At 71.1% G+C, this 12,285-nt stretch carries 12 protein-coding genes and 1 pseudogene; 6 read left to right on the plus strand and 7 right to left on the minus strand.

Features of this window, described 5'->3' with window-relative positions:
* Positions 1–6: 6 nt before the first annotated feature.
* Genes ACZLMO_RS16240 through ACZLMO_RS16255 form a run of 4 tightly spaced genes read right to left on the minus strand, consistent with a single transcriptional unit; the run spans position 7 to position 3,793 of the window.
* The gene (locus ACZLMO_RS16240) at positions 7–1,530 is read right to left on the minus strand and encodes a tripartite tricarboxylate transporter permease (protein WP_463654328.1); all 1,524 of its coding nucleotides are present in this window, start codon (positions 1,528–1,530) and stop codon (positions 7–9) included.
* A gap of 9 nt (positions 1,531–1,539) precedes the next feature.
* On the minus strand, positions 1,540–2,010 hold the full coding sequence (locus ACZLMO_RS16245) for a tripartite tricarboxylate transporter TctB family protein (RefSeq protein WP_463654329.1): 471 nt from the start codon (positions 2,008–2,010) through the stop codon (positions 1,540–1,542).
* Positions 2,007–2,981 carry a tripartite tricarboxylate transporter substrate binding protein gene (locus ACZLMO_RS16250; protein ID WP_463654330.1) on the minus strand — a complete coding sequence of 325 codons (975 nt, stop codon included), beginning with the start codon at positions 2,979–2,981 and terminating at the stop codon, positions 2,007–2,009. The genes ACZLMO_RS16245 and ACZLMO_RS16250 overlap by 4 nt, the downstream gene beginning before the upstream one ends.
* A 23-nt stretch (positions 2,982–3,004) precedes the next feature.
* A complete protein-coding gene (locus ACZLMO_RS16255; RefSeq protein ID WP_463654331.1) occupies positions 3,005–3,793 on the minus strand; it encodes an RraA family protein in 789 nt (262 codons plus the stop codon).
* A gap of 683 nt (positions 3,794–4,476) precedes the next feature.
* On the opposite strand from ACZLMO_RS16255, the gene ACZLMO_RS16260 reads away from it, so the two are divergent.
* From ACZLMO_RS16260 to ACZLMO_RS16270, 3 genes and pseudogenes are all read left to right on the plus strand, one after another.
* On the plus strand, positions 4,477–4,992 hold the full coding sequence (locus ACZLMO_RS16260) for an acyltransferase family protein (protein ID WP_463654332.1): 516 nt from the start codon (positions 4,477–4,479) through the stop codon (positions 4,990–4,992).
* Between the two features lie 240 nt (positions 4,993–5,232).
* A pseudogene (locus ACZLMO_RS16265) lies at positions 5,233–5,646 on the plus strand (outer membrane protein assembly factor BamB family protein); the annotation flags it as partial.
* 115 nt (positions 5,647–5,761) lie between these two features.
* Entirely contained in the window at positions 5,762–6,241 is a 480-nt protein-coding gene (locus ACZLMO_RS16270; RefSeq protein WP_463654338.1) for a hypothetical protein, read from the plus strand.
* Positions 6,242–6,424: 183 nt separating this feature from the next.
* Here the strand turns inward: ACZLMO_RS16270 and ACZLMO_RS16275 are convergent, their stop codons facing one another.
* Positions 6,425–7,000, minus strand: a complete 576-nt coding sequence (locus ACZLMO_RS16275; protein ID WP_463654333.1) for a hypothetical protein — start codon at positions 6,998–7,000, stop codon at positions 6,425–6,427.
* Positions 6,997–7,548: a hypothetical protein gene (locus ACZLMO_RS16280; RefSeq protein WP_463654334.1), complete on the minus strand. Its 552-nt coding sequence runs from the start codon at positions 7,546–7,548 to the stop codon at positions 6,997–6,999. The genes ACZLMO_RS16275 and ACZLMO_RS16280 overlap by 4 nt, the downstream gene beginning before the upstream one ends.
* Before the next feature lie 203 nt (positions 7,549–7,751).
* Here ACZLMO_RS16280 and ACZLMO_RS16285 point away from each other — a divergent pair, with 203 nt between their 5' ends.
* Entirely contained in the window at positions 7,752–9,110 is a 1,359-nt protein-coding gene (locus ACZLMO_RS16285) for an outer membrane protein assembly factor BamB family protein (RefSeq protein WP_463654335.1), read from the plus strand.
* A gap of 36 nt (positions 9,111–9,146) precedes the next feature.
* Here ACZLMO_RS16285 and ACZLMO_RS16290 read toward each other — a convergent pair whose 3' ends face one another.
* Positions 9,147–9,608 carry a nucleoside/nucleotide kinase family protein gene (locus ACZLMO_RS16290; RefSeq protein WP_463654336.1) on the minus strand — a complete coding sequence of 154 codons (462 nt, stop codon included), beginning with the start codon at positions 9,606–9,608 and terminating at the stop codon, positions 9,147–9,149.
* Positions 9,609–9,852: 244 nt separating this feature from the next.
* On the opposite strand from ACZLMO_RS16290, the gene istA reads away from it, so the two are divergent.
* A complete protein-coding gene (istA, locus tag ACZLMO_RS16295; protein ID WP_463654081.1) occupies positions 9,853–11,376 on the plus strand; it encodes an IS21 family transposase in 1,524 nt (507 codons plus the stop codon).
* Positions 11,373–12,158: an IS21-like element helper ATPase IstB gene (istB, locus tag ACZLMO_RS16300; protein WP_463654080.1), complete on the plus strand. Its 786-nt coding sequence runs from the start codon at positions 11,373–11,375 to the stop codon at positions 12,156–12,158. Before istA ends, istB begins: the two co-directional genes overlap by 4 nt.
* The last annotated feature ends 127 nt before the right edge of the window (positions 12,159–12,285 follow it).

Below are 12,285 nucleotides of genomic sequence, written 5' to 3' on the forward strand. Positions count from 1 at the left end.
GGACGATCAGGCGTCCACCTCCTCCAGCTCCGCCTGCTGCTGGGGCGCCCTCTTGCGCGCACGCCACGCGCCGACGGCCGAGAAGGCCACCATCGCCACGCAGATCGCGACAAGAAGGCCCGAACCCGGGCGCTGCACGAAGATGAGGAAGCCGTCGTCGCTCATGAGCAGGGACTGGCGCATCGCCGTCTCCAGCATGCCGCCGAGGATGAACGCGAGCACGAGCGGTCCCGGTGGGAATCCCCAGACGCGCATGAGGTAGCCGATGACCCCGAACACGAGGGCGACCCACATGTTCCACGTGTTGTTGTCGATCGTGTACACGCCGACCAGGCTGAGCGCGATGATGAACGGGGCGAGCACCTCGGTGCGGACCCGCAGGATCTGGATGAACAGGCCGACGAGCGGCATGCTGAGCATCAGCAGCACGATGTTGCCCACGTACATGGAGGCGATGACGCCCCAGAAGAGGTCCGGCCGCTCGTCCACCATGCGCGGTCCCGGCGTGACGCCGTTGATGATGAGCACGCTGAAGAGCAGCGAGATGGTGACGTTGAACGGGATGCCGAGGCTGAGCAGCGGGACGAAGGCCGACGTCGACGAGGCGTTGTTCGCCGTCTCCGGGCCCGCCACGCCCTCGATCGCACCCTTGCCGAACCGGCTCGGGTCCTTGGCGACGCGCCGCTCGACCCCGTAGCTGACGAGCGAGGACACCATGCCTCCACCGCCCGGCACGAGCCCGATGAGCGTGCCGATGACCGATCCACGACCGATCGCCCCGGAGCTGTCCCTGAGGTCCTTCCGCGAAGGCGTCACGCGACCGACCTTCGTGCTGACGGTCTCCGCCTCGGGCTCGTGCCGCTTGCGCAGCTGGAAGAGCACCTCGCCGATACCGAAGAGACCGAGCACCACGGCGACGACGTCGAGCCCCTCGAGCAGCTCGGGCACGCCGCCGGCGAACCGGGTCTGACCGGACACCGGGTCGAGGCCGACCGTTGCGAGGAACAGGCCGGCTGCCGCCGCGACGAGTGCCTTCGCGAAGGCCCCGCTGCCGAGGAAGGCGATGAGGAAGAGCCCGAGGGCGGCAAGAGCCGCGTACTCGGGCGGGCCGAGCCGCACCGCGAGGTCGGCGAGGGCCGGCGCGGCGAAGGTGAGGGCGAGCAGCGCGACGGTCGCGCCGACGAACGAACCGATCGCCGCGATGCCGAGCGCGGGACCGGCCCGGCCCTGCTTGGCCATCTCGTAGCCGTCGATCGCGGTGACCACCGATGCGGCCTCGCCGGGCAGCTTGAGCAGCACCGACGTGACGGTCCCGCCGTACATCACGCCGGCGTAGATCCCGGCGAGCATGATGATCGCCGTCGTCGGTTCCATCCCGAACGTGAACGGCAGGAGGATGGAGATCGTGGTGATCGGACCGAGCCCGGGCAGGACGCCGACGACGACCCCGAGGACGCAGCCGATGAGCACGGCGAGCAGGTTCTCCGGCTGCACGGCGACGCTGAGGCCGAGCGAGAGTGAGTCGAGCACGTCGCCTCCTTAGAAGGTGGGGAGCAGACTGGCCGGCAGCGGAGTACCGACGGCGAACACGAACACGCCATAGATCACGGCGGTGATGACGAGGGACCCGACGATCGCGCGCGGCCACGGCATGTCGCTGAGCAGAAGCATCCACAGCAGGCTGACTGCCAGCACGGCGACGGCGAGATCGACGTAGCTGAACAGGCCGATGAACACCACGACGAGACCCACTCCGACCAGCGGCGAACCGACCGGGCGGATCGACGGCAGCACGGCGCCGCGGGCGGCGCCCACGGCCGCCACGGTGCCGGCGAGGCACCAGAGCGCGCCGATGATCGCCGGCCACATCCCCGCCCCGGGCGACGTCGGACTGCCGACGCCGAGGCGGAAGCTCCCGGCGACGACGAGCAGTCCGAGCGCCGCGACGGCACCGAGGATGACGGCCGAACGGACGCGGTCCGCGGGCGCGGCGCCGTGCTGCGCGGTCATTCGATCAGTCCGAGGTCGGTGAGGACGCCCTGGTTCTCCTCGGAGTCGACCTCGAGATCGGCGCCGTACTCGCCGCCGTCGCCGTAGCTGACGATGACGCCGGTCGCCTCGATGGCCGCGACGACCTCCTCGTCCTCGAGAGCGGTGCTCACCGCGTCCGCGATGACCTGGACGATCTCGTCCGGGGTACCGACGGGGGCGATGAGGCCGCTGACGATGTTCGTCGAGGCCTCGTACCCGCTGTCGAGGAGGGTCGGGACGTCCTCGTAACCCTCGCCCGAGCCCTCCCCGAGGTTGGCGAGGATCCGCAGGTCGCCCGAGGCGACGGAAGCGGTGAACGCCGACGGCGAACCGGCAGCCGCGTCGACGTTTCCGCCGAGCAGCGCCGTCACGGCCTCGCTGCTCGAGCCGAACGGGACCTGGGTGGTCTCGATGCCCGCCGCGGCGTTGAGCTTCTCGACCGCGATGTTGGCGGGGTTGCCCGCGCCGGTCGAGGCATACCGGAACGCGCCCGGGTCGGCCTCCACATCGGCGACGAGGTCGTCGATGGTCTCCCAGGGCGCATCTGCCCGTACAGCGAGGACGAGCGGGGCCGACGCGATGCGCGCGACCGGCAGCACGTCGTCGAGCGCGTACGTCGCCTCCCCCAGGTGAGGCTGCACGGTGAGCGGTCCCGGCGCGAGGATGCCGAGCGTGTAACCGTCCGGTTCGGCGTTGACGACGGAGGTTGTGCCGATCGTCCCCGCGCCACCGGGCTCGTTGAGGATGATGACCTCGGCATCACCGCCGAGCGCCTCCTCGATCGCGGGGCCGACGGCGCGTGCCAGCTGGTCCGTCGCACCCCCGGCGTCGTAGGGCACGACGATCTCGATGGTTCCCGAGGGAAAGTCTCCCTCCCCGGAGCCCTGTGACTGCGCGCCCACCGAGCAGGCCGCCAGCGCGAGCGTGGCCGCGCCGAGGGCGGCGATCATCGTCGATCGCCTCGTTGTCCTGATCATCCCGTGTACCTCTTCCTGAACAGCGGACGCAGCTCGTCCAGCGGTGCGTCCGCGACGATGAGCTCGGCCATCCGGGCCTCGTCAGCAGCAATCTTCTCGATCTCGTCGATCACGTGGTCGACGTGCTCAAAGGGGACGCAGCACATGCCCGAGTCGTCGGCGACGATGAGGTCGCCGGCCTCGACGCGGACGTCCTGGACCCGCACGACGCCGTTGAGCTCGATGGCCTCGATCCGGAACTTGCCGGTGAGCGGGGTGACGCCGCAGCTCCACAACGGGTACCCGAGGCTGCGGATCGTGCCGACGTCACGAACCGCGCCGAAGACGATCGAGCCCGCGAGACCGCGCGTCTGCGCCACCGTGCACGACTGACCACCCATGTTCGAGACCTCGAGGTTCCCACCCGTATCGGTCACGAGGACGTCCCCAGGCTCTGCGAGATAGTAGATGTCCCGGGTCGACATCCGGATGAAGTCCTTGTCGTGGTACCCCTGGGTGGGGGTCTTGCGCTCCACCGCGTTGCGGATCGTCACCGCGGGGCCGACGACCTTCTGCCCGTCGTTGATCGGGCGCAGGTAGGAACCGGGGACCGTCCCGACGATGCCGAGGGAGTCGAGGACGTCCGACACCGAGGTCGTCATGTCCTCGATCGCGAGGTATCGCTCGATCGTCTCCCGGGGCACGCGAGGGAACTTGATCTTCGTGATCCGCTCGCGAGGAACGAGCCCCCAGATGCGGCCGGCCTCCTGGTACTCCTCGTACTCGGTCACATCTACTGCTGTCATTGTCGCTCCGTTGCTTCGACGTCGCCGACCGGCGGTTGCCCGCGAGCGGTCGTGCTGGTTGGTGGTCATACGTGTGTGGTGCTCGGCCGAACGAACGGGCCTGGTGAGGTCCGTGTGGTCGGCTGCGGCATGACTTCCGTGTCAGTTCCTGCCGCTGGAGAACCAGCCTCAGCCGGGACGTACTGATCGTCAATCCCCAAAGATTCGATGGACTCATCGGTGTGGTCGATCAGTCGGTGATCGCCCGCCGTCTTCTTCGTCCCGCCGGCCGATCTGCGGGCGGGATCCCTGCGTCGTAGCGTGGGCGCCCGTGTCCAGGGGGAGCAGGGGAACGGGCGCGCCGCAGGGCGCTGCGCCTACGCCGGGCGGCGGTTCCGCGCCCGGGCGCGCGTCGTCGTCGGGCGATCTGGCCCTTCCCTCGCGGCTGCACTCGCTGACCGGGTTGCGGTTCTGGGCCGCGCTGCTCGTGGTGATGTACCACCTGAGCGCGCAGGTGGGCCAGTGCCGGTCCTCAGCTACCTCACCGCGTTCGGCCGCACGGGCGTGACGTTCTTCTTCGTCCTGTCCGGGTTCGTGCTCGCGTGGACCTACCTGGACCGGCCGGTCGCCCTGCGGGTGTTCCTGTGGCGGCGGTGGCGGGCGGCGATGTGGGGGGTGTGCGCGGTGGTGCTCGTCGGTCTGTGGTGGGTGTTCGGGGCCGGCGGCTGGGCGAGGTTCTGGATCGACTACTTCCCGCCCCCGGGCTCGTGGTGGCCTTCCACGCCGCGATGGTGCCGTGGGAGCGGGCCGTGGGCGACGGGGCGGCGTTCGGGCCGTACTCCGGGTCGCAGTGGTGGTCGGCCCCGCTGTTCGCCCTGCTCATCGTGGCCGCCGCGCAGAACGACATCGACGGGCGCGCCACCCTCGTGCGGGACCGCGTGTCCGTGCGGCTCGGGGCCTGGTCCTACGCCTGGTACCTCATCCACGAGCCAGTCATCCGGGCGTGGAACCACGTGGTGCCGGACGGGTTCGGCCACCACGCGATGGGGGTGGGCCCGGCGTTCGAGTGGGTCTACCTGCTGGTGCTGACGCAGGCGGCGGCCTGGGGGCTGTACACGCTGGTCGAGCACCCGGCGGAGAAGTGGCTGCGGGCCAGGGGGCCGCAGCCTGACGTTCCACGTAGCGGCAGAGGTGATCGTGGCGTCGAGCAGGGTCGATAACCTCAGCGTGTGAGCCAGTCCCCCACCAGACGCGGCATCCGTATCGGCGCGGTGCTCGCGATCCTCGGGGCGGTGCTCGTGGCCGCGACGATCATCTGGGGCTAGGGGCGGCTCGCCTACGGCGCCGGTGTCCTGCTGGTCGTCCTGGGCGTGGCGGCCCTGGTCGCGGGCGTCGTTCGTCGTCGTGCCCTGTCCATCGTGCTCGCGGCCGCAGCAGCGGCGGCACTCGCGGGCGGAGCGGTGCTCGCCGTCGTCGGTACACCCAGCGATCACGACGCGTGGGAGGGCGACGCGGAGTCGATCGGCCCCAGGCCCGCCCGGCTCGGTGACCTGCACATCGCCGACGGGGCGGCGCGGGACATCGCCACCGGCGAGGTCGTGTGGTCGATCGAGTTCACCGACGTCGCGCTGGCGGCACTCGCGACCGACGAGATCGTCGTCTTCGAGGCCCCCGACGCGATGGTCGCCGTCGACCCCACCGACGGCACCGAGCTGTGGACCTCCCCGGACCGGGGCCTCGGCATCGCCCACGACGGCGACGTGCTGGTCGTCGCCACGTTCGACCGACGCGCCGTCGCCCTCGACCTCGCCGACGGCGAGACCCGGTGGGAGCAGCCCGGAGCACCGACACAGGAGTGCCGCGGCGGCAGCTCGAGCGACCTGCACAGGCCCGCGCAGGAGTCGAGCGCGGTCCTGCTCTCGCCGGACGCATCCGGCGACGGACAGGACGGACGGACGGATCCACGACATCACGACCGGCGCGGTCACCGTGGACTCCGTCAGCTGCAGCGACTGGGCACGCATCGTCGGCGACACGCTCGTCGAGGCCGAGTCCCGCGCACTCGTGGGCAGGTCGCTCTCCGACGGCGAGGAGCTGTGGCGCACCGAGGTCGCCCGCCCCTGGGAGACGCAGGGCGGTGGCGACACGCTCGTCGTCCCCCACAGCTCCGCCGCACCCGACTGGGCCGGGGTCGACCTCATCGACGTCGAGACCGGCGAGGCCGAGCGGGTCCGACCCCCCGCAGGGGTGCACGACGACGCCGCCGGGCCGATCGAGGTGCTGGAGTGGCAACGGCAGGACGACGTGTGGGCGCTCGTCCCCGGCGAGGAGGGGCACACACTGTGGAACCCCATCAGCGACGAACTTGTCGAGGTTCCGGACGGGGGCACGTCGACGACGTATGGACCTTTGGCGGCTGGTCGTGGCTGGCGCTGCGCGGCGAGACCCGTGACATCACGGGGCACGTGACACCGGTCTGCTGGGCCCTCGCGCCGGAGGGGGAGCTGTTTGGGCCAGTCTCCGGTGAGGACTGCGCGGTTGCCGACGGGCTCATCCAGACGGAGCGCGGGGTGTTCCCGGTCGAGTAGGTGGGAGTGCGCTCAACCCTGTGGCGAGGGAACGGACTTCCTCCCGACGGGTGAGCGCGCCACGTCAGTCCTGCTCGGCCAGGCACTCCTCGTCGCCGACACTGAACGGGGTCTCCGACTCGGACCGCTCGTCGCCGTCGAGGGTGAGGAGGGACGAGATCCGGGCGACGAACTCGCCGCACGGCCGGTCGTAGGTGTAGGAGAACTCGACGGCGTGACGGCCGCCCGCGGGGACGTGCGCCGTTCCCAGGCTGGCGGTCACCCGCTCGCCGAGCTCCTCGCCGTCGACGACGTTGCCGGCCTCGAACACCTCGACCCGGTACCAGCGAGGGAACAGGTCCGCGGAGTCGTTCGTGACGGTGACGCGCAGGTCGAGCGCATACGGGCGGACCGAGGAGGACGCGCGCCAGCCTTGGTCCCGCAGCTCGGGCACGACGGAGGCCGTGACGCCGTCGGTCAGCTCCACGGTGAACTCGTCCCCGGCGACGGCCGGGGTCGCGGCGTCGCCGCGCGGGAGCAGCGCGAGGGTGGTGAGGGCGAGGACGAAGGTGAGGATCGCCGTCGTGAAGAAGAGACGGCGCGAGGGGGTGGTGGCATCGGGGGTTGCCGAATCTCTGGCGGGGCGGTCAGCGTCGGTCATGAGTCCTCCCCGGGGTGGGCGGCGAGCGTGTACTCCTCGCCGCCGACCGTCAGGTCCACCTCGTAGTGCCCGACGTCGCCGGACGGTGGCTCGTAGGTGAGGTCGATCCAGTACGGGTCGATCGCGCGGATGGTCCCGCCGATGCCGTCGAGCGTGGCGCGGGAGGAGTCGCTGGGGACGAGCTCCTCGCGCTCACCGGAGCCGTCGACGGCGAACAGCCCGATCTCGAGCCCCTCGAGGTCGAGCCAGTCGTCGGCGGTCCCCTCGTTGCTGTCGAGGGCCACGTCGAGCGTGAGGTAGCGGTCGCCCGTCGGCGCCGCGAGGCCGGGGATCGACGAGGGCTGCCGGACGTCCCACACCGAGACGAGCGAGACGGGGCCGGGGGCGAGGGCGTCCTCGTCGCTCAGCGAGTAGCCGGTGGTGAGCTCCTCGGGGTGGTCGCCGCGGACCAAGCCGATGAGGAGGTAGGCGATCAGCGCGGCCGCGGCGCCGGCGAGCACGCCGAGGATCGGTTGGCGCCACCGGCGGCGGGGGGACGTCGTCGTCATGAGTCGACCGTAGGGGGCATGAGGGGGCCGGCCCAGAGGGAGCGCTGCCCCCGGTAGAGGTGCCCGCGATAGAGGTGCCCGCTCCCTTGGCGAGTGAGCGGACTACCTCCTGGCGAGTGACGAGATTTCTCCTCACGACTGAAGGGGGCGGTCTCAAGCGGTGCGCGCGGCCCGCGGGGGGGCGCTTTCGCTACTCTCGCGCGATGGAACGGACCAGGAGTCGCCGAGGCGTCTCGATCGGTGTTGCCCTCGCCGTGACCGGTGCCGCCATCGTGGCCATGACGGTGGCCGGGGGTTGGGGCCGTCTCGCCTATGCCGCCGGCGTGGTCGCCCTTCTGGCCGGGGTGATCTGGCTGATCACCACGGTCGTTCGCCGGCGTGCCGTCGCCGTCGTCGCGGGTGCCGCGGCGGTCGTGGTGATCGCCGCTGGGGCGATCGTCGCCGTCGTCGGTCTTCCGGGCGGGGAGCGACCGTGGGACGACGCCGACGCCGAGGGTCCGGGCGGATACGCCACCCGGCTCGGCGACCTGCACATCGAGGGCGGCACGGCGCGGGAGATCGCGACCGGCCGGGTCGTGTGGGCGATCGACGACGCCGAGTCCGCGGAGCCGGTCCTGGTCACCGACGAGCTCGTCGTGCTCAGCACCGATACGGCCACCGTGGCGGTCGATCCCGCCGACGGCGCCGTGCTGTGGAGCGCCCCGGTGGCCGGCCGTGGCATCGCCGTCGGCGACGGCGTGCTGGTGATGGCCGCCGTTGACGAGGGGGCCGTCGCCCTCGAGCTCGCCGACGGCGCGGTGCGCTGGGAGCGACCCGAACGCCCGACGCACGAGTGCGAGCTCGGCGAGGCCCGAGACCGGTACGTCCCGGCCGTCGAGGCGAGCACCGTGCTGCTGGTCTCCGAGGAGGACGGCCGCGCCACCGACGCGATGGTCGCCGCGATCGAGGACGGCACGACGACCGTCCCCGACGTCACCTGCGCGATCTCGGCACGCGTCATCGACGACACGCTGCTCGAGGTGCACGGCTCCGATCTCCTCGCCCGGTCCCCGTTCGACGGCAACCAGGAGTGGCGAGGCACGTTCCCCGATCTGTGGAACTTCCAGGGCAGCGGTCCGATTATCATCCTCCCGTGGAGCGACGCCGTTCCCGGGGGTGGCGCGGCCACCGTCGTCCACGTCAGCTCCGGCGAGACCGAGCCGGTCTACCCACCGGGCAGCAGGCGCGAGGAGCGGGACGACGTGCTCTGGCCCCGCGGCGCGCAGCGCGGCGAGCAGGTGTGGGCGCTGCTCCCCACCGGCGCAGGTCCCGCCGTGTGGAACCCGATCACGGACGACGTCGTAGCCGTGCCGGACGCGCACGACGTGACGCTCGACCACCTCGCGTCCAGCGGCGGATGGCTGGCGGTGTCCGGCTCGGTCCACGACATCACCGGGCACGCGTCCCCCGCCTGCTGGGCGGTATCACCGGAAGGGCAGGTCCACGGCCCGGTCGAGGGCGATCACTGCGTGGTCGGGGACGGCCTCATCCAGACGACCCGCGGGGTGTTCCCGGTCGAGTAGGTGGTGGGGCGTGGCCGGGCCAATCACGTGGCAGGGTCAGCTGCCGTCGACCACGCGGTTCGCGGCGTGCTTCCGCGCGAGGATCGCCCGAGCGTTGGGCTCGTCGACGTCGCGGACCCAGGCTGCGGCGTCGTCGGGGGACTTGCCGAACTCGACGTGACGGGCAACGAGGCGGCCTTGCCGCAGTTCGTCCGGGATGTCGATGAACCAGGTCTCGGTGAGGACGGCGGTCAGGCGGTGCCACGGGGCGGCGTCGGCGAGGAGGTAGTTGCCCTCGGTGATGACGAGGTCCGCGCCAGGGTCGATGGGCACGGCGCCGGCGATCGGCTGCTCGAGGTCGCGCTCGAAGCCGGGGACGTAGACGACGTGGTCCGTGGCGGCGGCCGCGCGCTCGAGGGCGGAGAGGTAGCCCCAGCCGTCAAAGGTGTCGATGGCGCCCTTGCGGTCGCGGCGGCCGAGGCGGTCGAGCTCGACGTCGGCGAGGTGGAAGCCGTCCATCGGAAGGATCCCGACGACGACGCCCCTCGCCTGTCAGCGGCCATGAAAAGCTGCCCATAGGTGGCCAGGGAATGACCCGCTGACGGCCACAAGGACTGCCCAGTGATGGCCACCGGCTCTGCCCGGTGCTGGCCATCTGGTTTGCCCGCGCTACTCGTTGCCCGCCGCGTCGTGAGACGGCGGGGGCCCCTTCCCCGGGTTGGATATCGGTGTCGAATCGAATCCAGCGAGGAAGAGGCCCTGAATGAAGGATGCCGTAGAAACCATGAGAATACTCAGTGCCTATGACCTGACCAGGTCATTGCGGGGTGCCGCCGAGTTGACCGGTTGCTCCCACCACACCGTGGCCCGGCTGGTGCAGGCCCGCGATGCCGGCCAGGCCCCTGGAGCCGGAGCCAGTCGCCCGAGGGTCACCGACGCGTGGCTGCCCAAGATCGAGGAATGGGTCGAGGCCTCCACCGGGCGGATCCGCGCCGATGTCGTGCACGACAAGCTCACCGTGATGGGCTACACCGGCTCGGAGCGTTCCACCCGCCGGGCGGTGGCGGAGGTGAAGGCCGCCTGGCGGGCTGGGAGGCGGCGGGTGCACCGGCCCTGGATCACCGAGCCCGGGGGCTGGTTGCAGTACGACTTCGGCGATGGGCCGGTGATTGACGGGGCCAAGACGGTGCTGTTCGTGGCCTGGCTGGCCTGGTCTCGCTTTCGGATCGTCATCGCCCTGCGTGATAGGACGGCTCCGAGCGTGTTCGCTGCCCTGGACCGGTGTTTCCGGCTGATCGGGGGTGCCCCGACGTATGTGCTCACGGACAACGAGAAGACGGTGACGGTCTCCCATGTGGCCGGGGTGCCGGTGCGCAACCAGGCCACCGTGGCGTTCGCGGCGCACTACGGGGTGGAGGTGCTGACCTGCCGGCCGGCGGACCCGGCTGCCAAGGGCGGGGTGGAGAACGCGGTGAAACTGGCCAAGGCCGATCTGGTTCCGAAGGACACCAACCTGCGGACCGAGTACACCTCGTTCGCCGAGCTCGAAGAGGCATGTCAGTCGTTCATGGCCCTGGTCAACGCCCGGGAGCACCGGGTGACCCGCCGCCGCCCGGCCGACATGCTCGCCGAGGAGGCTGGCGCGCTGCACCGCATCCCCGCCACGGCGCACACCGTCTCCTACGGGGTCGGACGCAGGGTGCCGGAGAACACGCCGATGGTCTCCTTCGAGAACGCCCAGTACTCGGTGCCGGCGCACCTGCTCGGGGCCGAGGTCTTCGTCCGCCATCACGGCACCGGCCCGGACTCGCAGGTGGTCATCATGCACGCCGGTGCCGATGGTCCGGTGGAGGTCGCCCGGCATCAGCTGGCCCGGCCCGGGTCTCCGGCCATCGACGACGCGCACTTCCCCGGCCACCAGGCGGACAAGGTGCCCGGGGACTACACCCCGACGCCTCGTTCGGCGGCGGAAGCGGAGTTCCTGGGCATCGGGGCCGGGGCGAGGACCTGGCTGGTGGAGGCCGCCGCGGCCGGCACGGCGCGGATCGGCCAGAAGATGGCCGAGGCCGTCACCCTGGCCAAGCTGACCGGCACCGACCAGGTCGACAAGGCCCTCGGGGTCGCCGCCGTGCACCACCGCTTCGCCCACGGGGACCTGTCCTCCCTGCTCACCGCCGCCGGCCACCGCACCGGGACTCACGCCGCGACGGAGGAACGGTCCCTGACGCAGGGCACCGCCGGCTGGGCCGGCCTCGGCACCACCAGCACCGAGGGGGCAGCCCGATGAGCATCACGACCCCGAACACCACCGCACCGGCGCTGCCGGCCGAGCTCGAGGCGCTGATGCGGCAGCTGAAGATGCCCCACGCCCGAGGGATCGCCGCCGAGGTCCTGGCCACCGCCCGGGCCCAACGCTGGGAACCGGCCGAAGTCCTCAAGGCTCTCTTGACGGAGGAGACCGCCGGGCGGGCCCGGTCCATGCTCGCCGCCCGGCGCAAGGCCGCCGGATTCCCCACCGGCAAGACCTTCACCACCTGGGATGAACAGGCCTCCTCGATCCTGGCCCCCACCCAGCAGTCCCTGCGCACCCTGGAATGGCTCTCACGCAGGGAGAACCTCGTGGTCTGCGGGCCCTCCGGCACCGGCAAGACCTTCTTCCTCGAGGCCCTGGGCCAGCAAGCCGTCGAGGAGGGCCGACGGGTGGCCTGGTTCACCCTTGAGGACCTCGGGGCGATGATCCGAGCTCATCGGCCCGATGACACCATCACCAAGGCCGTGGCCCGGATCCTGCGCGCCGACCTGGTCATCATCGATGACATCGGGCTGCTGCCGGTCGCCGACGATGCCGCCGAGGGCCTCTACCGGATCGTGGACGCCGCCTACGAGAAACGCTCCGTGGCCATCAGCTCCAACCTGCACCCAGCCGGTTTCGACGAACTGATGCCCAAGACCCTGGCCACCGCCACCGTGGACCGGCTCCTGCACCACGCCCACGTCTGCCAGACCACCGGAGACTCCGTGCGGATGACCCAGGCGATGGCCGGGAAGGGAGTCATGCCACTGAACTGATCCCATCACGGTGGCCAGCATCACCACCCAAGCGGGCAAACCAGCTGGCCACCAGTGGGCAGTTCTGATGGCCACCAGCGGGACGAAACACTGACCGCCTATGGGCAGAACTCAACGGCCCTTGACA

The sequence above is a fragment of the Georgenia sp. G2120 genome, from assembly GCF_055326485.1.